Raw genomic sequence first — 23,628 nt, 5'->3', positions numbered from 1 at the left:
TCGGCATCGCTGTACCTTCCCTGTGAATTGTAGAGGAATGCCAAATTGTTCAGGCTACTTGCCACATCTGGGTGTTCATCCCCCAGCAGGCGTTTTGTCATGGACAAAGCTTCGATGTACAAAGGTTCGGCATCGCTGTACCTTCCCTGTGAATTGTAGAGGAATGCCAAATTGTTCAGGCTACTTGCCACATCTGGGTGTTCATCCCCCAGCAGGCGTTTACTCATCGCCAAAGCTTCGATGTACAAAGGTTCGGCATCGCTGTACCTTCCCTGTGAATCGTAGAGTAATGCCAAATTGTTCAGGCTAGTTGCCACATCTGGGTGTTCATCCCCAAAACGTTTTTTAGTAACTGATAAACTTTGTTCACGCCAAGGTAAAGCTTGCTCGTAGGCTCCTTGACCTTGGTAAAATCTACATAAGCCTACAAAAGGCCAGATTAAATCATCATCGCTTAACCAAGTTTGGTAAACTGTAGCAGTTCCGGCAAGGTGAGGGATGGCAAGAGTTGCTTGAGCAATTTCTATCAATGTGGGTGTCTGAGGAATATCTTTTGCTACGGCTACCATTGCTTGACAAAAGCCGCGCTTGAGTTTGTCAGCTTCCGCTAACTCTTCTAACTTCTGCTGCAACAATTCCCGAATGCGATCATGGATTTGGTAAGTGTCATCTGCCAATTCTTGCAGCAAATAACGTTCAACTAAAATAGTGCAGTTAGCTTTGAGGTCAAATTCCATAAGGCTAGCACTTGCGGCTGATTCTACCATTGACCAGGGGATAGGAGCCAAAGCAAATAAACTCACCAAACAAGCCAATTTTTGTGCCTCTGGTTCCAAGCTTTGCCAATTCAACTCAAAAGCTGCTGCTACACCAGACTCACCTGCTGATGCTTGCTTCTGTAGCTGTGCGAGGATGTCTGCTAGCATAATACTCCCCCTCGGTTACGACTATACGCCGCTATTTGGTAAAGTCCAATTGGTATATAGCCCATTAATTTGCAAATTCCTTTTGCTGTCTCCACCTCCTGTTGAACATATTCATCCCCCAATAGCTTTGCTAATAATTCTAAGGCTGCATCAGGTGACAATTCACCTAACGGCAGTGATGGATATATTAACCCCGTGTTTTGACGAGTGGTAATTAACACCTTAAACCGAGAACCTTTAGGTGGCAAATAGGGTTTAATTTGCATCCAGTCTTTAACATCATCAAATACTAATAAAACTTTCCCAGCTTGCCAGTTCTTCCAGCAATAAGCAACTTGACCTGCTAGGCTTAATCCATCCGGTGGATTAAAGTTAGGTAAATTCACAACTCCAAATTCTACTAACTGGGTTCCCAAATCAATACCTTGGGGATTTAACCAACAACACCCACCAGAATAATCTTCCAAATATTGCCATGAGTATTGAATAGCTAACTCTGTTTTACCCACGCCACCTTGTCCAGTCACATCGCTAATAGCCACAACATCATTTACTTGCAATAGCTGACGCAATTGTTGTATTTGCTCATCTCTGCCAACAAACTTACGAGCTTGACTCTGTTGGATATTATGCGGAATATCAAACGGGTTGAAATGAGATTTTTCAATATCTCCATCCCAACTGCGGGAATAAAAATAAGTCGGCAGTTGTTTTTTATCTAAACTAATAAATCGCTGCTTAACTGCCTCAGTAACTCCTTTCATATCCGGTGGAAAATTCCCATTAGCTTCAGCAAAAGCCTCTCTCACTGCTTGAGAAAAGTATCCTGTTTTATTTTCAGAATTTACCTCAGCTTTTTCTCCTTCCCGCGTAGCCAGTAACACAAATTGTTGACTATCTTTATGTGGCTGTCCACTCAAAAAAGCTTTACCACCTAAATTAGTTGGTCTTCCCTTCGACTCTAAAACATAATTGGCACAGGCATCAATAATACAAATATGATTCCGAATCTGAAATTTATCGGAACCCAACAAAACCAATAAAGAATTTAAATCTAAATTCTGCCAATTCTGTTGATTTGTATCAGCACAAAACAACCGACGCTCTCGTTCTGAGGTAATCAAACCATGTCCCGCCCAAAAAATGTATAGTAAATCCCCCGACTTTGGGGATAAAAAGTTAGTCACAATGTCGGAGATATTTTGCTCTGTTGCTAACTCTACAGTTAACCCACATTCCCCAATTAACTGATGATTTTCTTCCAGCGCTGATAAACATAACCGAATATTCTCCCTCGGTACACCGCGCCGATGCAGCCAATCAGCAAATTTCAGCGCGTCATTGGCTGGCCCCCCACCTGGCACGTTCCAAGCAGTTTCGTGGTACTTTTCAATACCCACAATTAACCCAAATGTCCGCTCAGGTTTAGCCATCAACTGCATGATGACCTAGCCTCTCACATAATGGGGAAAATGACCTAATATCATCTCCGCTTGATTGCTTATTAAACTCGAAGAACCCCACCCCGCCAAAGCTATGCTTTGTCTCCCCTCCCCGCCTGCGGGGAGGGGTTGGGGGTGGGGTGCAATGACTGTGGGAATCATAACTAATGATTTGCCTTGTAGGGGAGAGGTTGAGAGAGGGGTTTTCTAGATACCCTAAAAAGTAAAGCATTATGGCAACTTCGAAATAATCGCCTCCCAGGTTTTAGCATTTGTCCAATAAGCACCGTGGGAACGGGGAAATGGTTGTCTGCTATCCACTAGCACATCCTGCACTCTATCAGGGAAAATATTCTTACCCACGTAACTGAGAAAATCCCGTAAATCGTAGATATTCAACCATTCCGGGAAATGCTCTGGCAATAACTGCCCATATTCTAAGCTGTAGAGGGCGTTAATCTCATATAAAAATGGTGCTTGGGAACCAACTGTTACCAATAATTCCACCTGAGATAACTGCTGCTGTACTAACAAATCTACACAAGCGATACCTCCCAAACTATGGGCGATTAAAACCACTGGCGGTTCTGCTTCTTCGATTCGTTGCTTGATAAACTCCCTGATTTTTTCACCCCGCGTCTGATACAACAAAATATCACCAGGCATAGGCGAAATTTTATCAGTTAACTCATGGCGGTTTCCTCTCACATAATTTGTTCCGCCGTGCTGTGCTAGTTCAACAAATGGCTTTAATAACCAGCTACCCAATCCTAATTCCGCCTCTCCTAAACCCAGAGTCAGCAATTCCACAACATCATCGCGCAATTGGGCATCGGTGAGTATGGGGGGAAATTTTTCTTCCTGTTCGCTAATAAACATTGCTTGAGCCACAATCGCTCTAGCTATTGGTGCATAATATTCACTCAAATCAGCTTCGGAAACTGTGAGCAAAGCCCGTTCATAGGGTTCACTGTGGATAATAGCCTCTCGTGCTGGCTCAAATACCTCTGCAATTCCCGCCTCTTGCAACTTAGCTTGCAGTTGAGATGTGGGTGTGAGACTGGCTACACGAGATTGTAAAATATCCCCTGGTTCTTCCCCAAAGGGATTTCCTGACTCTATCGGTTTCAAAGACAACAGCCGCAATTCATACAGAGGATCGCGGTATAATTGCCCCCACAATACAATCTCTGCGTCTTCTTCTCCTGGAGATAAAGCTAGTGTTGCATCTTCTAAGGGTACTGATGCCCGATTATTATTGAATTTCGCACCTAATGCACCCCAAAGGCAGGGAGCAACTTTGATATCAGGACGTTGGGCGTGAATCTTTTGCTCAATTACCTGAAAGGTTTCGTTGTATTCTCGTTCTCTAATACCAGTGCCATGTACAAATATTACAGTGGTCATTATGATAAGGGGGCTAGTGATGCCTGGGTTGGGCTATGCCTACGCAAAGCTTTCCTCTGTATTATTCCTCACTAGTTTCTCTGAGACAAGTCGAAGAAATAAATTATCTAAATAAACGAACCACAGAGGCGCAGAGAACACAGAGAGAGGAGAAATGAGAGGGGTTTTGTGTCTGTTTTGGGATATTTTTTATTTGGAAGTACTTTATTCACTTTGTTTATTAAAAATTTCTAAAATCTGTCGGCAAATTTGTTTGAGCTTATCTTCGATTTCATCAGAGGGCGAAGATGCGCCGACAACACTCCAGTTTTCTACTGTAGAAAGTCGCCACGCTTCACCGCGATGATCGAATCCAGCTACCTCCACGCCGATCGCACGGCGGGAATTATTGACGGGATCTTGATAAAATCTGATTTGAATTAAAATACTGCGACTTCGCCAAGATTTGCTAATACCAGGAAAGTGAAAGCCAATATCTATAGACTCTGGATCGACTAACTCCCTAGTTTCCGGGTCATTTTTCCAGGGTTTGAGGTCAGATTTGGCATCAGGAAACTCGAATTTGAACAAGTTAACTACCGTAGCAATGTTGCTGGCGAGTTCAAGGTTTGTTGCCTGTTCAGCTGCATTCACTAAAAAACACTCCTATAATTGCGTCGGCATCTTCGGGGATGTGAAGAGAGAAAAACCGCCAGAAGGCTTATATATATTGGTGTTTCAGCTTATCAAGACCTTTGAGATTTAGCAACTCTAAATCATACTTCCCTAACAATTCTGGTTACTAAACAGATGCCAAAAATCGCTTCTTGTTGGGACTGGCTAACACCTCTAACACCTATTAAGTAATTGTACTTAAAAATTTCTAAAAAGCAGATGAAACTCTGCCCTTTGGGAAAAATATCAAGACTTTCTGCAAGATTCTTGGCAGACAATAACGATAAATTGCGCTAGCGACGATCTAAAATGACACTATTAATCGGTAAACAAAAAGCAATTAAGTTCATTGTATGGTGCGTCAACGCTCGATTTTTTCACTTGTTTTAGTATTATTGGCCACATTCCTCATGAGTTGTGGTAGCCCTGGTGTTGCGATCGCACCTCCAACTTACACAGCGACTCAACTTGAAAGAATTCAGACTTATGTTCCTCAAATTCAGGCTGTGCGCGATCGCTCAGATGAGTTGACAACCTTGATTAAAAAAGGTGATTGGATCAATGTGCGTAACTTTATACATGGCCCGATAACAGAAGTAAAGCTGAATCTGACTTATATCACTCCCAACCTTCTACCCAAAGACCAACCTACAGCCCGTCAAATAACGCGAGATTTTTTTAAAGACCTGGTTAAACTCGATAAAGCTACTAGTGCTAGCAATCCTCTAGTTGCCTTAAATAACTCCCAAGCTGCTTTTGCAGACCTTGACAAATTCCTCGATTTGCTTCCTAAAAAAGAAGAGGGTTAATAATTAGAGACGCGATGAATCGTGTCTGTACAAGAGTTAGGAGTTAGAGACGCGATTTATCGCATCTGTACAGGAGTTAGGAATTTTAAATTTTTAACTCCTAACTCCTAACTTCTCACTTGAAGCACAAGTCATGAATGTAGTTATTATCGGTTGTGGTGTAGTTGGGGCTGCGATCGCTTATGAACTGAGTCTAGTCAAAGGACTCAAAATCACAGTTTGCGATCGCCAACCACCAGCCCAAGCTTCCACAGGCGCTGCACTTGGCGTTTTGATGGGCGTAATCAGTCAAAAAATCAAGGGCAAAGCTTGGCAGATGCGACAAACTAGCATCCAACGCTATGAAACTTTAATTCCCGAATTAGAAGCTTTAACAGGCCGCAAAATCCCTTTTAACCGTCAGGGAATTCTCAGCCTGGGTTTGGAGGAAGAGAATTTAGCAGCATGGGAAAAACTTGTAGAAATTCGCCAATCTCAAGGCTGGCATTTAGAAATATGGGACACAGCTAAACTCCAGAATATCTGTCCTCAAGTCGATTGTGAAACAATTACTGGCGCTATCTATTCTCCCCAAGATCGTCAACTCGATCCCACTGCTCTCACATTAGCTTTAGTTGAGGCTGCCCAGCAAAATGGGGTAACTTTCAAATTTGGCGTGACTGTTTTGGATGCCTCAAACTCAACACCTGAATCTTCCCTACAATTTTGCAATCAACTTGAGACTACAGAAGGAAAAATAGCCGCTGATTGGTTTGTAGTTGCAGCAGGGCTAGGTTCTACACCTTTGACGGCAAAATTAAATCAGATAATTGACATCCGCCCCGTACTTGGGCAAGCATTGCAAATGCGCGTAGGGCATCCATTAGGCAATCCAGACTTCCAGCCAGCAATAACGGGTAACGATGTGCATATTGTTCCTGTAGGCGGTGGAGATTATTGGGTAGGTGCGACGGTGGAATTTCCCAGCAATGGAAATGAGATACCGCCAAATCAAGAACTATTGGAATCTGTGAGAAAACAAGCGATCGCATTTTGCCCAGAGTTAGCTACGGCAACAATTCTCCGCACTTGGTCAGGGTTACGTCCCCGTCCTGAAGGTCGCCCAGCCCCAGTTATTGGTAAGTTACCAGGGTTTAGTAACATCCTCTTAGCTACCGGACACTATCGCAACGGTGTTTTACTAGCACCCGCCACAGCTTATGCAATTCGTGAGATGATTAGCGATCGGGCAGTAGCAAGTAGGTAAACCTAGCTGTCTGTAATTTGATTATTTTTAATTTTTAATTTTTAATTTTTAATTGTTAAGTCTTACCCCACATTCCAGATGGGATACTTATTTTTGTACCAATAATTGATTGTTCTCCATCCTTTAGCAAAAATTTAGAACTATTAATTTTAACGATTTCATACTTTTCGGCTGTAAATAAAGAACCCACAGTAGCTACAATATCTGCAATAGAAATTTTAAAAGCTAGGGGTATTTGTAAATTTAAAAATGATTTAGGAATACTTTTAATATTTAGATGCAGTTTGCGATCGGTTACGTACCATACACCATTAAATTTATTCCCTGTTATCAGTTCTTTAGGTTTATATAGAAAAAATGTTTGAACCCTAGTTTGTTCGTAAGTCATATCATCTTTAAAGATAATAGATATTTTTTCCCAAGCTGTATCAAAACGCCATTTTCCAAAAAGTAAAACTTCTATTTCTATATCAGAAAGATTAATATTATCCATATTGATGTTTTAAATTTATTAAAGTATTGATGTTCGGTTACAAATTTTTACCCGAGAAAAAAATAAATGCATCTGCCAAACTAACCAAGACCCTACCCGCCACGCTCCCATTGAAAGGTCTTCTGTAGATGACTTTGAAGATAAGTCAAAGGTATGTTGGTCATAATGTAGCCATTTAGCTGGTAAATGTCCCATCGGTGTCATCGGGGACAATTTAAAAGTTAGTTGTTCGTAGTCTAACCAGTTTCCCTCTTTTCGCCAACCAAGGCGATCGCCAAGTCTCTTTTCTGTTTCATAGTCTACTTGACCACCCATTTCACTCCAGATACTTTCCTGAACACTGAAGCCGAAGTAACCATAACTGTATTCTTCCCAAAGTTGATCGATAATATGGAAGTCTTGACAAGAGAAATTATCAATATCTTCCTTATAAACTTCATTCCAATAAGTCTTATTCATGACTTGTAGAATTAATTTAGTAGTTTCAATGTCAGCTTCTTTCCACTTGTGCTGTGCGAGAAGATCCCGCAGTTGGGTATAATCGATATTTCTATTACTTTGGAACGTAACATTGTTATTAGTCAGTTCCATCAATCCTATATCTTGAAGATAAGATAGAGGCACTGTAGAAACAAAGTTTACTTCTGCTATCCCTAGTAGTTTTCTTTGATCGGTGAGTTCACTAGATATATAATTAGATATTAAATCAATCCCCTTATCTAAAAAGACATCATTCTCACTCAAATCAAAATTATTGATTTGCCAATCTAATAATTGAGATTCAATAAAAGCATCTTTTAATCTAGTTTGTTTCTCATAACTTGTCACCATGAAATCAAGAAAAGTATCAGCAATTGTCTCGTTTGTTTCAAGGTTTAATAAATTAGACTTGTACTTCAAAATATTATCACCTAAAATTTTAATATCTCCAACAGTTTTATAAAAATATTCATCTACTTTAACAACTTCATCTATTAAAGATTGAAACGGACTAAAATAATCTTGCAGAGAATTTTCAAAATTACTTGCAGTATGAGCAATTTTAGCTATTTCCTGACGGATTTTATTAGCTTTTATTTGATATTCATAAATCTCTTGATAGACTTCTAAATCTCTAATTATTTGCTGAACGATTTCTTTTTGATTTTTGGTATCTTCTGTAAGGTTTTTAATTCCTTTACCAAGCAATTTTATTTTCTCTAACATCATAAAATAAGCATTGCTTAATAATAAAACTGCCTTAAAGTTTTCTTGCTTTTCCCATCTCAACTCTTCAACTATTTTCAGATTTTCTTTATTTTTTATCTCTAGTTTGCTTCTTTCATCTTCTAAACTTTTTATTTCCAGATATTTTTGTTTAAATAATTTTTTTAAGTTATCTGTAAGTTTTAACAAAAAATCATGATAACTATCTTTATAGTTTTCTAGTAAATCAATAATATGAATGTAGTCCTTAATGAATAATTGGATCTCCTCAAAAATTTCTCCCTGACTAATTTCTTCTTTTCGCTTAATTAGCCCCCCAAACTGGTGGTTATATCGAACGCCTTCTTTAATTAATCTTTGACGTTCTCTAATTTTTTTTTGAACTATTTTTACCCCGTTATTTTTTAAAACGGGCAATTTATAAGTTTGTTCGTAAATGGAAATATTTTCGTAAGCAATTAGTTGTCTTTGCTGTTTAGTTAGCATGTTCCTGGTTTTCAAAAGTATAAATAGTTGTTAAGCTCTTATCCATTTCAACACATTGGGGTCTTTATCATAGCGGTAAGTAAAACCATCCTTAGCAGTAATGGATTTTCCCAGACTAGCTTTGCTTCTAATAGTGTTAATAGGAGAGTCTGTTAATGTTTGCATTTCCTTATGAGAAAGTCCGGAAATTGTGCTTATCTCAGGAGATATTTCTGGTTGAGTTGGGGATTGATTATTAGGTAAAATATCTATTGGTACTTCAGCCTTTACGGATGGTTCTTTGACAATTTGATTTACTTGTTGAAGCCGATAATCTTCCACACTGACAAGTTGCCAACTAGAATCTTGTGATAATTCTAAAACCCATTGATGATAATTAAACAAACTTTCTCTATGTCCAACACTGATAAAAGTTGTTTTCGTTGATTGTAACTGTTGATATAAATTCCCTTCATTATTCAAATCTAAAGCACTTGTTGCTTCATCTAATATAGTAAAGCTCGGATGAGTGACTAATAATCGTGCGAATGCAAGACGCTGTTGTTCTCCCAAAGAGAGTATATTTTCCCAAGGAAGTTCAGTATCAAAACCATCTACTCGACTCAGCAAGTTTTGTAAGTTAACTTGTTGCAAAATTCCTTCAAGTTCTCGATCGCTCATTTTACGATTTGTTTGAGGATAGAGTAACTGTTCGCGCAAAGTTCCCAAAATTATATAAGGACGTTGGGGCAAAAACAATACTTCATCTAAGGGAGGTCGCACCAGACGGCCACTTCCAGCATTCCACAAACCAGCGATCGCTCTCAACAGAGAACTTTTACCTCGACCACTCGGCCCAACAATCAATAAACCTTCTCCAGGCTGAACAGAAAGTGATAAATCTTCGACGATTAACTGCTCATAGTTTGGTGTTTGTAAGGTGACATGCTCGAAAGCAAGACGCTTTTCTTCTATAGTTTTAATCGTCTTTACATTCTCTGGTTCTTTAGTAACAGCTGCTAACGCATTTGAAAACTCACCTAAACGCTCAACGTAACTAGAAAATCTTCCAGAAGTTCCAAATTCATTGATTACTTCTGCCATAGCATTAGCAAACAGATTGCAAGCTAAACTAGCTTGACCAACTTCTCCAAAATCAATTTCATCTCTAATATATAAAGGGCCTAGTACTACAAAGGGAAATATTTGGATAACAGCCTGATATCCCCTGCTAAAAATATCTTTATTTCTCTCCCAATTAATCTTGCGTTTAGCACTTTTTAGAAGATTACTAAATCGGCGCTGAATTATATTAACTTCTTGTTTTTCTCCCCGAAAAAAAGCTATCGATTCAGCGTGATTCCGAACATGGGTTAGAGCATAAGCATAATCAGCTTTAAATTCAAGTTCCTCTTGATTAATCTTATTCAATTCTTGAGTCAAGTAAACAGCAATCACATTACCTATGATGGTATAAGCAATCAAAACAACTGCAACAAATTGGGAAATTGACCAGAGGATGACTAAAAAAGTTATCATTTCTAGCGTCTTTTCTAGCAAAGTAGCTGAAAAATTGAGAGCGCTTCTAGTAATAGGTTCAATTTCTTGAGATAAACGTTGATCTGGATTATCAATATCAGATTTAAAGTTGATTTTATAATAAGCTCGATTCCCGAAATATTTTTCTAAGGTGTGATTATTTAGCCATTCATACCAATCAAGAGCAATTTTTTTTCTGATAAATTTCGTAAATCCTACTAAGAGTGTTACACAGACAAGAGCAGCACCATAAAGCGATACTGTCTCAACAAATTTATCAAAATTTTTCTCTTCAATAATCACATCGACCAAATAGCGACTAATGAAGCTATTAAAGGCTGTTACACCCACAAGCGCAACTATTAATAATATTAGGAGGATGAGCATTCCCCATGCACGAATTACATTTGAAAATACTCTTCCTTGTGCCTCCGTGGGATACCAGTAAGGCCCTGCGATCGCTCTTACATCCTCCCAAAATTGAGTAAAAGTTGAAATAAAAGAATCTTTCTTTAAGGGTTGATCGCGAAAAGTTTTGGATTGCATATTGTACTCCTATTTTGGTATTAATCTCTACCATGCTCCATCTGCGATCGCAAGCTGTAATTGTCTGGCTAAGATTTTTACATTGGGTTCATAAAGCATTCGACCGTGGTTTCCAGGTACTTCAATAGCCCTGACAGCCTGTTGAGTATAGCTTTGCCAGCCCCAATCAGGTAGATCGCAATCGGAAAAAGCTTGTAGTTCTTGCAAAAGAATCTCCTGAACTTCTTGAGCGCGGAATAAAACAATGGGTGCAGAAATTGGATGATGGGGCTGATATTTAGCATAATTGAGCGTCAGCACTTTCATCACTTGCAGATTTGTTTTCAGCAAGGAGAGGGTTGAGTGTTCTGGTAGAACATTATGACGGTACAAATACTCTGCCGTCAGTTCCCACCTGGCTTGATCATCAGTTTGAGCGGCTAAATCAGCATATTGCAGACCTAAAGAGATTCCCTTCAAGGCTTCAATTCGTTGAATCGTTTGCCAAATCCAATCAAGGTCTGTTCTATCAGTAATATACTCAGGGCGAGAAACTAGTCCGGCATCAAAGATAGCCAGTAAACTAACCGTTTCACCTTGCTGTTCGAGTTGAGAAGCCATTTCAAAAGCAACGGCACTGCCTGAAGAATATCCTGCCAGTATGTACGGACTTTTGGGTTGCTGTTGACGTAATTGCTCAATCAGTTGACTAGCATGAAGCTCAACCGACTCAGGGAGAGTATTAGAGCCGTTTCTTCCTGGAGTTTCGAGTCCATATACTGCCCGTTCATTAGTGAAATTGATTGCTAAATCTCGAAAATAGAAGCTGTGTCCGTTTGCGCCAGGAAGACAAAATAGAGGGGTTGCATCTCCTAAAGGTTGAAGTACAAGTAAATCAGAATTTGACTGTTGAACCTCATTATTACTTAGTTGTTGTGCCAGTTGAGCAATAGTAGGATTCTGAAATAAACTACTTAAAGAAAGTTGTCGATCAAATATTTCTTGAATATTATTGAGCAGTTTTACCGCTAGTAAAGAATGTCCCCCCAAGTCAAAGAAGTTATCATTAATTCCAATTTCTTGACGTTCGAGAACAGCAGACCAAACCTTTGCTAGCTGTTGTTCAACTTCGTTGCGTGGGGCTTCATATAAGCCTTCAATCTCATCATTGGGAGCGGGTAAAGCTTTTCGGTCAATTTTCCCATTGGGAGTTAAAGGCAACTTATCTAGGACGATAATCTGAGTAGGTATCATGTAATCGGGCAGACGGGATTTAAGATCGTTTTTTAATTGTGTAGATAAATCACTAGTAATTCCCGTTAGATATGCAATCAAACTTTGGTTATTCTCAGTTTTATATAGAGTTACAATTGCTTCTTTAACTAAGGGATGTTGCAATAAGATTGATTCAATTTCACCGAGTTCAATCCGAAATCCTCGTAATTTAATCTGATCGTCAATGCGACCCAGGTACTCAAGATTACCATCAGAATTCCATTTTGCTAAATCACCAGTTTTGTAAATTCGCTCAGTTTTACCGAATAAGTTAACTTGAATAAACTTTTCGGCGGTTAAATCAGGGCGATTCAAATAGCCTCGTGCTAAACCCACTCCTGCGATGCACAATTCCCCTGAAATTCCTGGAGGTAATGGTTGGTTGTGAACATCTAAAATGTAGATGCGGATATTAGATAATGGTTTACCAATTGGCGGTTTTTTCCCATTTTGTTCACAACTAGCGATAGTGGCGATAACCGTCGATTCCGTCGGCCCGTAGCAATTGAAAAAACATCTTCTTGTTCCCCATTGTGTCACCAATTCGGCTGGGCAAGCTTCACCACCAACAATTATGGCTTGCAAATCAGGTAAGGTGGCTGGAGGTAATACAGATAAGGCAGAAGGAGGTAACGCAAAATGGGAAATTTGATAATCAGCTAACAAGTCAACCAAAGCTTGACTAGGTAACAAAGTTTCTTTCTGGGCTAAATACAAACAAGCACCTGCGGATAAAGCAGTGGCAATTTCACCAATAGATAAATCGAAACTAAAAGAACCAAACTGAAGCCAACGACTTTGGGGTTGAACTTGAAAAGTTTTCGCCCAAGCTAAAGCTAGATTGACAATTGATTGATGCTCAATCATCACCCCCTTGGGTCGTCCCGTAGAACCAGAGGTATAGATTATATAAGCTAAATTATTAGGCGTAATTTGAAGATTGGGATTATCTATTAATGCTGAACTAAAAGGATCTTTATCTAAGCAAATCACCTGATGTTTTAATTCGGTTAGAGGTAATTTATCTTTAATAAAACTTTGGGTGAGCAAAACTGAGGTTCCACAATCTTGTAGCATAAACCCAATGCGTTCTTGTGGATAATTGGGGTCAATTGGTACATAAGAAGCACCTGCTTTGAGGATACCGAGTACACCAATAATCATCTCGAATGACCGTTCAACGCAGATACCAATTAAAGTGTCTGGCTGAATTTGGTAATTTTGAATTAGGTAATGAGCGAGTTGGTTAGCTTTTTGATTAAGTTGTTGGTAAGTTAGGCTTTGGGATTCAAACACCAAAGCGAGATTATCAGGATTTTTCGCAACTTGTTGTTCAAATAGCTCAACTAGAGTTTTATCGTGGGGATAATTAGTTTCTGTTCGATTCCAGCGTTGTAGTTGTAGAGCTTCGGCGGCTGTCATCAAAGGTAGAGTTTTTATAGGTTGCTGAGGTTTATCAACAATTCCCTTAAGCAAAACTTCAAACTGTTCCGCCATCCGTTGGATAGTACTTTTATCAAAAAGATCGGTAGCATATTCCCAAGAGCAATTTAACTGGTTGTCAGATTCTATGACCAGAAGTGTGAGGTCAAACTTAGCAAATGGACAATATAAATCGAGCCATTGAATCTCTAATTCTGGCAAACTAAAGTCGGGACTTTCATTATTTTCCAGAGCTAACATGACCTGGAATAAAGGATTATGGCTCATACTGCGTTCTGGTTGTAACTTTTCTACCAGAAACTCAAAGGGAATATCTTGATGAGAATATGCATCTAAACAAGTTTGGCGAGTTTCTTGAAGGAACTCAATAAAGTTTTGCTCAGGTTTAATGTGGTTACGCAATACCAAAGTATTGACAAAAAAGCCAATTAATGACTCTGTTTGACTATGGGTGCGGTTAGCAATAGGAGAACCAATACATAAATCTTCTTGGCGACTGTAACGAGAAAGTAGAACATTCAAAGCTGCCAACAAAGTCATAAATAAGCTTGTGCCTTGTTCTTGACTTAAGGCTTTAACAGCAGCGCTTAATTCTGGCGTTAGGGAATAGAGATAACGTGCGCCTCGGTAGCTTTGCAATGCTGGACGGGGATAATCGGTAGGTAACTCTAGTAATGGGGGAGCATCCTGAAGTTGATGTTTCCAGTAGTTAATTTGAGCTTCTAATACTTCACCCTGTAGCCAGTTTCGTTGCCAGTTTGCGTAGTCGCTGTATTGAATAGGTAATGGTGCAAGGCTTGGTGTCTGATTTTGGGCAAAAGCCGTATAAGCTTGCCTGAACTCACGGAGAAACACTCCCATTGACCAGCCATCACTCACTATGTGGTGCATATTAATGAGTAATACATATTTTTGCTCTTGGAGTTGCAGCAGTTTCGCTTTAAATAAAGGGCCAGTATTTAAGTCAAAGGGTTCTTGAACATGAGCATCGATAAAATGTTGAATGGCTGAGGATTGGGGATATTCTTCAAGGTTACGGCAGTTTTGTATCGTTAAAGCTTCGATGTCGTCTAAATTTGCGTAGTTTACCGCCGCAAGTATCGCAACCTGGCGATTTCCTGCCACTGTGGGAAAATACATCCGTAGGCTGGTATGGCGGTTAAGCAGATAAGCGAAAGTAGAGCGCAGGGCATTAATATTGAGGTTGCCGTCCAGTTGTAAAACCATCGGCATATTGTAACTAGCTGACGGCCCTTGGAGTTGCGCTAAAAGCCAGAGGCGTTGTTGAGCAAATGAAAGAAGCTTTGGGGCATCATCTGGTAATACCGGGATTTCCTCTGCTATGACTGTTGTAGCTTTGGCAGAATTTAAAAATGCTAATATATCTGCCTTGTTGGTTTGAATCTCTTGCTTGAGTTCAGAAGTGAGGGTGTTTTTATTAGTCCGAATTCGGAGCTTATCATCTTCAGCCCAAATTCGACATCCTATATTCTGCAAACGCAGCATTAAACCAACAAATTGCTCATTTTTAGTCATAATTTTATTCGCACAAATTCAAAATTTATTATTAACAGTAAATATGACTTTTTAAACTATTTTTCATGGTTTGTAGTAAGCACTTTAGTGCTTAGAATATAAGGACTAAAGTCCTTACTACGAACTTACCCTTTTAAATTAGTTCTGGTTGCTGTACAATTGCTTCCAATTCTACATTGTCGTAAAGGTCGGTAAAAGTAGCGGTCAGGTTAATGCTTTGGAGTTCAAATGTTTGCTCATCAGGTGTATAGGTTTGTAGCACCCATAAGCCTTGGTCATTACGGCGAAAGGTTTCAACTCGTTGGTGTTTGCTGTTAACTAAAACATATTCCTCTAGGGTATCAAGGGTTTGATAGTCGTTAAATTTATCACCTCTGTCAAAGCCTTCAGTGGACTCGGATAAAACTTCGATAATAAGTTTAGGAAAGCGTTTATAAGTCGGGGCTTCTCGGTCTTTAGAGTCACAGGTTACGATGATATCAGGGTAATAAAAGCGGTTACGTTTTTCAAGTTGGGCTTTAATATCGGCAAAGTACACTCGACAGTCTGACCCTCGGAAGTGATTACGAATCAATAAAGCAAGATTTAGGGCAATGGTGTTATGGGTATCAGTTGTTTCTGCCATTGCATAAACTTGACCATCGATATATTCGTGTTTAATGTTGCTTTTTTCTTCTAGTTCTAGGTAGGCTTCGGGAGTGAGAAAAGCGGAATCAGATAGGGCAATCATAGATTAAGTTAAAGATAATTTTACTTGAAAATGTGTTTTCAGTCGTGGTAATTTAAAATTCGATTTCCTCTTCATCTGAGTTGAGAGGCTGCATACTTTCATCCGTAGAATTAACCCACATACAGGTATTAATATAATGAGCTAATTCAGTGAGGATAGGGAATTCAAATATCTTCCGCAAAGGCAGTTCCACCTTGAATTTATCACGGATGCGAGCAATGAGTTGGGTTGCTAATAATGAATGTCCCCCCAAGTTGAAGAAGTTATCTTGTCGGGCGATCGCTTCATATTTAAGCAGCTTCGCCCACAATTCGGCAAGCAATTTTTCTGTCGAAGTTACAGGTAATTCAATATCTGTTTCTGAAACTCCTGTATCTGGGGTAGGTAAGGCTTTATAGTCTACTTTACCATTCGGTGTTAATGGCAGTTGCTCTAAAATAGTGAAATGGCTAGGAATCATATAATCAGGGAGAGTTTTGCCCAGAAAATCTCGCCATTCAGCTAACAAAATTGAATCGACTTGATTAGTGCGATGTTGTAACGGTTGGTTTGCATAATCTTGCCAAGGTTTCAGTTGTAAATTCTCCCCTTGCGTAAATCGTGGTAATGTCACTTCTCCAGAAATATTCCGTTGAAAAACAACATCGTAATTAGAAAATTCGGTAGGATTATATTGGATAAAAGGTGTATAGGGAAAATTTCCTGCTAAACTTCGGAATGCTTCGGGTTCTATACCCGGTTTAACTTGAGAAATTACCGCTTTTATATCTGCAACATTACCATCTAATTGAACAATTTCTTCTAATAGCATCATTTCTGAGGTGAGACGAGCATTAGGAATATTCTTAATACCTAACAAATCTGGTTGCTGAGTCGTTAAAATTTTCTCGATTGTTTCCAAATTCAGTTCTTCACTTTGCCAATCTAACCATTGAGGTGATGTAACGGGAGTATCTACTTGATCCAAATGTAAAATAACGTTATAACGAAAACGGCTCATTTCCGTTTGGGCATAACCCCGTTGCAATTGAATTTGTAGATGGCTAATTCGCGGAAATCTTTGTTTTAAGGCAATAAAGAAATCAGGATCAATCAGTAATTCACCTTCAGTTTCAATGCTTTTTTGAATCTGTTGACGCAAGTCCTTAATTAATAACTCATCAGGGGCGCGATGAAACTCGACTGCGGTGTGGAAAGCTTTCAAGAGATGCAGATTTCGCACATCCCCAATAAAGATTTTTCCCTGAGTCGTTATAGCTTTCATAGCCCCATCCAACACTGACAAAAAGTAATCCAATGAGGGAAAATACTGGATGACTGAATTCATGATTACCAAGTCATAAGCATTTGTTTCAATGCCGTCAAACTGTTTCGCAGCACTGGCTTTTAAGCTAACTTTGTTTTGGAGAGATTGCTGTTTGAGATGTCGTTCAATATAGTGCAATGCTTCAGGTGAAAGATCCGTACCCAAATATTGCTGACAATGAGGCGCAATTTTAAATAATAATAGCCCTGTCCCACAACCAATTTCCCAAATCCGTTGCGGTTGCAGTTCCAGAATTTGGGCTACTGTTGTATCTCGCCATTCCTCCATCGCCGCTTGAGGAATTGGTTTTCCTGTGTAACTATCATTCCAGCCTGCTAGATTCAAGGTTGGATCTTCGGTTGGGATTTGTTGCTGAGAGTAGCTATCATTAAAAACTTGTTGCCATAATTCAACCTGTTCAACTTGCAGACTTTTATCTTCAAAGTTGTTATCTGTTGGTGTGGGTACAATGTAAGCTAGCAAGCGTTGCGCGATCGCATCTTCTCCTGCTAAAATCACAACTGCTTGTCCAATTTTGGGGTGTTGAGTTAATAAAGCTTCAATTTCACCCAATTCAATCCGAAAGCCCCGCAGTTTTACTTGGTTATCAATCCGCCCCAGATATTCTAAGTTTCCGTCTCGCAACCATCTTGCTAAATCCCCGGTTTTATATACTCGTTCTTTTTCCCCAAATAATTCCAGTTCGATAAATTTTTCTGCTGTGAGTTCGGCACGATTTAGATATCCACGGGCTAAACCAGTACCCGCAATACAAAGTTCGCCAGGAATTCCTGGAGGTAGCGGTTGATTTTGGTTGTCTAAAATGTAAATTCGTGCATTGGCAATTGGTTGTCCAATCAATAAATCACCTACTACATCCGTTTTTCCAGTTGCTTCGTAAACGCAACACCCCACAACCGCTTCTGTAGGCCCATATTCGTTAATTAAGCGCGTATCGGGGGCATGAGTCAGCCACGGAATTATTTGGTTAGCGTGTAATGCCTCACCACCTAAAACAAAGGCATTCACTCGATTTGGCATAGTAACTGCATCGAGTTGCTGATTTAAGATTTCCAGATGAGACGGCGTGATTTTGACAAGGGAAAGATGTTTGTTCTCTTTGACGATGTTTGCTAAAGCTTCAATTTCTTGTTTTTCTCTCACCAAGGTGGTGGTACGTCCACAAATTAGAGGTAGAAAAAGAGAGGTAATGGTTGCATCAAAGCTCAGGGAAGACTGTACAGGTGTCCCTTGCCCTTGGGCTACCGCATAGAAGTCTTTTGCCCAGTGCAAATAGTTACTTAAACCACGGTGCAGTATTTCTACGCCTTTTGGTCGCCCAGTAGAACCTGATGTATAAATTACATAAGCCAAATCATCTTGATTTTGGCAAGGTGGGTTATCTGGAGATTGATTTGCAAAGTTAGCTTTATCTAGACATATTATTTGGTATTGCCGATCCCATTCTTTAATCGCTAATCTATGTTTAAGCTGACTATGAGTTAGCAAAACCTTTGCCCCACAGTCTTCCAGCATAAAACGAATCCGCTCTTGGGGATAACTCGGATCAATCGGCACATAAGCCCCACCCATTTTGAGAATACCAAACAAGCCAATGACCATCTCTAGCGATCGCTCTACACAAATCGCTATCAATGGATTATCAGGTAATTGTTGCTCTTTTTTGAGTTCTAATAGAGAATATGCCAGTTGATTAGCTTTCTGATTCAGTTCTTGATAACTCAGGCTGCAATCTTCAAACACCACGGCAATATTATCGGGGGTTTGTGCAACTTGTTGTTCAAACAAAGTTACAAGGGTCTGATTTTGAGGATAATCAATGTTAGTTTGATTCCAAACTTGCAGTTGTTGAATTTCTGCTGTTGTCATCAAGGGCAGCTTACTAATCGGCTGTTGAGGATTTTCGATAATCGCACCAAGTAAGACTTCAAAGTGTCCCGCCATGCGTTGAATGGTTTCTGCCTCAAATAAATCGGTGGCATATTCCCACATACAATGTAGTTGCTCGTCTCTTTCGCAAAGATCGAGTGTCAAATCAAACTTGGCATAAGGATAACTTTGATCCAACCATTTAATATCCAGCCCTGGAAGACTAACATTTGTCCCGGCCCCTTCGGTGTTTTGCAACACAATCATCACTTGGAATAAAGGGTTATGGCTGAGACTGCGTTCTGGTTGTAACTGTTCTACCAAATACTCAAAGGGAATATCTTGATGGGAGTATGCATCTAAGCAAGTTTGGCGTGTTTGCTGGAGTAACTCCTTAAATCCTTGCTCTGGCTTGATTTTGCTCCGTAATACTAAGGTATTGACAAAAAAGCCAATTAATGATTCTGTATAACTATGGGTGCGGTTAGCGATCGCAGAACCAACACATAAATCTTCTTGACGGCTGTAACGCGATAGCAAGATATTAAAAGCCGTCAACAGGGTCATAAACAAACTAACCCCGTATTTTTGACTCAAGATTTTGAGTTTCTGAGTCAGTTCGTTACTCAAACGATATTCTTCACGTCCACCTTGGTAACTTTGTTGGGCTGGACGGGGATAATCGGTAGGCAAATCTAGTAATTGGGGAACATCGTCTAGTTGTTGTTTCCAGTAATTTTCCTGACTTTCTAAAATCTCCCCTTGCAACCAACTGCGCTGCCAAGCAGCATAATCACTATACTGAATCGGCAATGGTGACAATTTTGGAGCATACCCCGCAGCAAAAGCCGAATAAGCCTGTTCCCATTCCCGTTTAAATACGCCCATCGACCAGCCATCACTGATAATATGGTGCATATTCAAGAGCAACACATTTTTATGTTCGCTTAATTGCAGTAGTTTTGCTTTGAATAGAGGGCCAGTATTTAAATCAAAGGGTTCTTGGGCGTGGTTATCTAATAACTGTTGTACAGTTTCTGCTTGAGTCTGGGAATCAAGTTTTTGTAAATCTGCAATTTCCAGTACTTCAATATATTCTAAATTTTGGACAACTACTTGCGCCTTTCCCTCCAAAGCTGGAAAATAAGTACGGAGAATGGTATGGCGATTGGGGAGATAATTAAAACTTGCTTGCAACGCCTCTATATTTAACTTGCCATCAAGCTGTAAAGCCGTTGACATATTATAATTAGTCGAGGTTCCAGTGCCTTCAAGTTGGGCTAAAAACCAGAGTCTTGATTGGGCAAAGGAGAGATTTTTAGGAGCATTTTCCGGCTGTGGTGTGATGGGTGGTAAAGCGATTACTGAAGAGGCTTTATCAATTTCTGTTGCCAACTCAGACAAAATGCTCTGCTCAAATACCTTGCGTACAGGTATTTCCACACCAAAACTCTCACGAATGCGGGTAACTAATTGAGTCGCCAATAGGGAATGTCCACCCAGTTCAAAAAAGTTGTCTCTACGACCAACGGACTTAGCTTTTAAAAGACTTTGCCATAAAATAGCCAGAAGTTCTTCTGTTGGCGTAACAAGAATTTCAAAGTCATTGGAAGCGTTTAAATCTGGTGTTGGTAGTGCTTTCCGATCTAGTTTACCGTTAGGTGTAAGTGGCAGCTTATCCAATACCATAATCTGGCTAGGAACCATATAATTTGGCAGGCGAGTTTTCAGATACTCTTTGAGTTGATTAGCTAAATCGCTGGATTTTTCCACAGCCGTGATATATGCTACCAACCTGGGATTACTATCAGTTTTATATAGAGTTACAACTGCTTCTTTAACTGAAGTGTGTTGCAATAATAGCGATTCAATTTCACCCAATTCAATACGGAAGCCCCGTAATTTAACCTGAGCATCAATCCGATCTAGATACTCAAGATTACCATCAAAATTCCATCTTGCTAAATCACCAGTTTTGTAAATTCGTTCATTTTTACCGAATAAATTAACTTGAATAAACTTTTCGGCGGTTAAATCGGGGCGATTCAAATAGCCTCGTGCTAAACCTACTCCTGCAATGCACAATTCCCCCGGTATTCCTGGGGGTAATGGTTGATTGTGAGCATCTAAAATGTAGATGCGAATATTAGATAATGGTTGACCAATGGGAGGTTTTTTGACATTAGGTTGACTATTAGCAATAGTGGCGATAACCGTCGATTCAGTCGGGCCGTAGCAATTGAAAAAACATCTTCCTCTGCTCCATTGTGTCACCAATTCGGCTGGGCAAGCTTCACCACCAACGATTATGGCTTGTAAATCAGGTAAGATCGCTTCCGGTAATACAGATAAAGCAGAAGGAGGTAATGCAAAATGGGAAATTTTATAATCAGCCAACAAATCAACTAAAGCTTGACTAGGTAACAAACTTTCTTTCTGGGCTAAATACAAACAAGCACCTGCGGACAATGCAGTAGCAATTTCACCAATAGATAAATCAAAACTAAAAGAACCAAACTGAAGCCAACGACTTTGGGGTTGAACTTGAAAAGTTTTTGTCCAAGCTAAAGCGAGATTAACAATTGCTTGATGCTCAATCATCACCCCTTTGGGTCGTCCCGTAGAACCAGAAGTATAGATTATATAAGCTAAATTATCAGCTGTAATTTTCCGATTGGGATTATCTGTTGATGCCGAACTAAAAATATCTTCATCTAAACAAATTACCTGGTGTTCTAGTTCAGCCAGATGTAATTGTTTTTGAAGAAAACTTTGGTTGAGCAATACCGATGTTCCACAATCTTGTAGCATAAATCCAATACGCTCTTGTGGATAATTGGGGTCAATCGGTACATAAGCAGCACCCGCTTTGAGGATACCGAGTACGCCAATAATCATTTCTAAAGAACGTTCAACACAGATACCAATTAAGGTATCTGGTTTAATTTGGTAATTTTGAATTAAATAATGAGCGAGTTGGTTAGCTTTTTGATTAAGTTGTTGATAAGTTAGGCTTTGGGATTCAAATACTAAAGCAAGATTATTAGGATTTTTCGCAACTTGAGCCTCAAACAAGTCAACTAAAGTTTGATTAAGAGGATAATCAGTTTCTGTTTGATTCCAATGTTGTAGTTGTTGACGTTCAACTTGTGTGAGTAACGGTAGAGTATTAATTGGTTGTTGAGGATTATCAACAATTCCCTGAATCAAAACTGCAAAATTTCCTACCATCCGTTGAATAGTTGTAGCTGCAAACAAATCGGTGGCATATTCCCATTCCCCTGTTAACCCTTGAGGAGTTTCCCGAACCATTAGGGACAAATCAAACAGCGTTGTTGTGTTTTCCCATTTAAAGGGATTCAGGGTTAATCCAGGGGTTTCTAGTGTCTCTTGGGTTTCATTTTGCAAGCCAAAAGCTACCTGAAATAGGGGATGATAGGAAAGCGATCGCTCTAAACCCAATTCATCAACTAGTTTTTCAAAGGGTAAATCCTGATGTTCGTAAGCATCTAGGGTTACTTGCTTCACCCGTTCCAGCAATTCTAAGAAGGTGGGATTGCCTTGTAAGTTGGTACGTAATGCTAAGGTATTGACAAAAAAGCCAATTAATGGCTCAGTTTCTCGACGGTTACGGTTTGCGATCGCAGAACCAACAACAATATTCTCCTGTCCACTGTAGCGCGAAAGTAACAGCGCAAACACTGTCAGTAAGGTCATAAACAGAGTTGTTCCTGACTCCTGACTCAAACGCTTCAACTTTTGAGTTAAATCCTGATTGAGTGTGCCAAACTCACTACGCCCCCGATAGGTTTGAGTTGATGGGCGGGGTTGATTTGTGGGTAATTCTAACAGTGGCGGGATTCCGGCTAATTGTTTTTGCCAGTAATTGAGTTGCTTTTGAAGTACCTCTCCCTGTAACCATTGCCTTTGCCAGTGAGCAAAATCGGCATATTGCAGCGATAATTCTGGTAAAGGAGAAAGTTTCCCAGCACAGAAGGCGGTATAAAGCGTGAATAATTCCCGGCGGAATATCTGCATTGACCAGCCATCACAAACGATATGATGAATAACGAGCAACAGCAGATGAGATTGGTTACTCAATTGCAACAACTTTACCCGCAGCAAAGGTGGGTTTGATAAGTTAAAGGGTTGTTGTAATTCTTCTATCGCTAACTGTTGCGCTTTTTCTAACTGTTCTGCTTCTGTCAATTGTCGCCAATCTATCAGTTGCATCATCAACTGGGGATTGTCATGAATCACCTGTATCGGCGAACCATCGACAACTGAAAAGCTAGAACGTAATACTTCATGACGTTGAATAATTGCTGTAATAGCTTCTTTTAAAGCTGCTATTTCAAGACATCCACTAATTTGTAAGAAAAACGGGACATTGTATACACAATTTTCGCCTTCTAGTTGGTCGATAAACCATAATCTTTGTTGAGCAAAAGAGAGGGGAAGCGGTTGTTGGCGCGAAACAGAAATTAGTCTGTTGTCATTTTGTGAAGATTGCTCTTGTTTTTTCAGCTTTTGTAAGACTAATTCTCGCTTTTCAGGTGAGAGGGTTTTAAGACGTTTTAGAATATCGCTCATAATACTTGTTGTTAAAAATTATTTAAATCGAACCACAGAGACGCAGAGAACACAGAGAGATAAGAAGTACAATATTTTATTAATCTCTCGTCAATTCTCTATATAAATACTCTGCGTACCTTTGCGTTGCCTCGGCGTACCTT

General features: G+C 39.7%; 12 protein-coding genes. 2 read left to right on the top strand and 10 right to left on the bottom strand.

The features are described 5' to 3' along the window. From V7K55_RS10885 to V7K55_RS10870, 4 genes are all read right to left on the bottom strand, one after another. Nucleotides 1–926, bottom strand: a 926-nt coding sequence (locus tag V7K55_RS10885; protein WP_334831044.1) for a tetratricopeptide repeat protein, incomplete at its 3' end; no start/stop codon positions are given. After that, nucleotides 920–2,359, bottom strand: coding sequence for an NB-ARC domain-containing protein,Caspase domain-containing protein (locus V7K55_RS10880; RefSeq protein ID WP_334831042.1), 1,440 nt, complete (start codon nucleotides 2,357–2,359; stop codon nucleotides 920–922). The genes V7K55_RS10885 and V7K55_RS10880, both read right to left, overlap by 7 nt. A 240-nt stretch (nucleotides 2,360–2,599) precedes the next feature. Further along, nucleotides 2,600–3,775 carry a hypothetical protein gene (locus tag V7K55_RS10875; RefSeq protein WP_334831040.1) on the bottom strand — a complete coding sequence of 392 codons (1,176 nt, stop codon included), beginning with the start codon at nucleotides 3,773–3,775 and terminating at the stop codon, nucleotides 2,600–2,602. A 204-nt stretch (nucleotides 3,776–3,979) separates the two neighbouring features. Next, nucleotides 3,980–4,408 carry a hypothetical protein gene (locus tag V7K55_RS10870; RefSeq protein ID WP_334831038.1) on the bottom strand — a complete coding sequence of 143 codons (429 nt, stop codon included), beginning with the start codon at nucleotides 4,406–4,408 and terminating at the stop codon, nucleotides 3,980–3,982. A 374-nt stretch (nucleotides 4,409–4,782) separates the two neighbouring features. Between V7K55_RS10870 and psbQ the strand changes: the two genes are divergently transcribed. Both psbQ and V7K55_RS10860 read left to right on the top strand, forming a co-directional pair. Then, nucleotides 4,783–5,238, top strand: a complete 456-nt coding sequence (gene psbQ, locus V7K55_RS10865; RefSeq protein ID WP_334831036.1) for a photosystem II protein PsbQ — start codon at nucleotides 4,783–4,785, stop codon at nucleotides 5,236–5,238. Nucleotides 5,239–5,371: 133 nt separating this feature from the next. Beyond that, nucleotides 5,372–6,484, top strand: coding sequence for an NAD(P)/FAD-dependent oxidoreductase (locus tag V7K55_RS10860; RefSeq protein WP_334831035.1), 1,113 nt, complete (start codon nucleotides 5,372–5,374; stop codon nucleotides 6,482–6,484). Nucleotides 6,485–6,539: 55 nt separating this feature from the next. Here the strand turns inward: V7K55_RS10860 and V7K55_RS10855 are convergent, their stop codons facing one another. From V7K55_RS10855 to V7K55_RS10830, 6 genes are all read right to left on the bottom strand, one after another. Continuing rightward, entirely contained in the window at nucleotides 6,540–6,977 is a 438-nt protein-coding gene (locus tag V7K55_RS10855; protein ID WP_334831032.1) for a hypothetical protein, read from the bottom strand. Between the two features lie 18 nt (nucleotides 6,978–6,995). Beyond that, the gene (locus tag V7K55_RS10850) at nucleotides 6,996–8,669 is read right to left on the bottom strand and encodes a GUN4 domain-containing protein (RefSeq protein WP_334831030.1); all 1,674 of its coding nucleotides are present in this window, start codon (nucleotides 8,667–8,669) and stop codon (nucleotides 6,996–6,998) included. Nucleotides 8,670–8,699: 30 nt separating this feature from the next. Next, nucleotides 8,700–10,733 carry an ABC transporter ATP-binding protein/permease gene (locus V7K55_RS10845; RefSeq protein WP_334831028.1) on the bottom strand — a complete coding sequence of 678 codons (2,034 nt, stop codon included), beginning with the start codon at nucleotides 10,731–10,733 and terminating at the stop codon, nucleotides 8,700–8,702. 27 nt (nucleotides 10,734–10,760) lie between these two features. Then, a complete protein-coding gene (locus V7K55_RS10840; protein ID WP_334831026.1) occupies nucleotides 10,761–14,966 on the bottom strand; it encodes a non-ribosomal peptide synthetase in 4,206 nt (1,401 codons plus the stop codon). Between the two features lie 133 nt (nucleotides 14,967–15,099). Continuing rightward, nucleotides 15,100–15,696 (bottom strand): Uma2 family endonuclease, encoded by a 597-nt coding sequence (locus tag V7K55_RS10835; RefSeq protein ID WP_334831023.1) that lies wholly within the window; start codon nucleotides 15,694–15,696, stop codon nucleotides 15,100–15,102. A gap of 52 nt (nucleotides 15,697–15,748) precedes the next feature. After that, nucleotides 15,749–23,485 carry an amino acid adenylation domain-containing protein gene (locus V7K55_RS10830; RefSeq protein WP_334831021.1) on the bottom strand — a complete coding sequence of 2,579 codons (7,737 nt, stop codon included), beginning with the start codon at nucleotides 23,483–23,485 and terminating at the stop codon, nucleotides 15,749–15,751. Nucleotides 23,486–23,628: the final 143 nt, after the last annotated feature.

The sequence above is a fragment of the Nostoc sp. genome (genome assembly GCF_036919895.1).
Taxonomy (GTDB): Bacteria; Cyanobacteriota; Cyanobacteriia; order Cyanobacteriales; family Nostocaceae; genus Nostoc.
This window is presented reverse-complemented; position numbering and strand designations above follow the sequence as displayed.

Bases quoted from the DNA above. Each gene is read 5' to 3' on its own strand.
- V7K55_RS10880 (WP_334831042.1), bottom strand. From the start codon at position 2,359: ATGGCTAAACCTGAGCGGACATTTGGGTTAATTGTGGGTATTGAAAAG.
- V7K55_RS10875 (WP_334831040.1), bottom strand. From the start codon at position 3,775: ATGACCACTGTAATATTTGTACATGGCACTGGTATTAGAGAACGAGAA.
- psbQ (WP_334831036.1), top strand. From the start codon at position 4,783: ATGGTGCGTCAACGCTCGATTTTTTCACTTGTTTTAGTATTATTGGCC.
- V7K55_RS10860 (WP_334831035.1), top strand. From the start codon at position 5,372: ATGAATGTAGTTATTATCGGTTGTGGTGTAGTTGGGGCTGCGATCGCT.
- V7K55_RS10855 (WP_334831032.1), bottom strand. From the start codon at position 6,977: ATGGATAATATTAATCTTTCTGATATAGAAATAGAAGTTTTACTTTTT.
- V7K55_RS10850 (WP_334831030.1), bottom strand. From the start codon at position 8,669: ATGCTAACTAAACAGCAAAGACAACTAATTGCTTACGAAAATATTTCC.
- V7K55_RS10845 (WP_334831028.1), bottom strand. From the start codon at position 10,733: ATGCAATCCAAAACTTTTCGCGATCAACCCTTAAAGAAAGATTCTTTT.
- V7K55_RS10840 (WP_334831026.1), bottom strand. From the start codon at position 14,966: ATGACTAAAAATGAGCAATTTGTTGGTTTAATGCTGCGTTTGCAGAAT.
- V7K55_RS10835 (WP_334831023.1), bottom strand. From the start codon at position 15,696: ATGATTGCCCTATCTGATTCCGCTTTTCTCACTCCCGAAGCCTACCTA.
- V7K55_RS10830 (WP_334831021.1), bottom strand. From the start codon at position 23,485: ATGAGCGATATTCTAAAACGTCTTAAAACCCTCTCACCTGAAAAGCGA.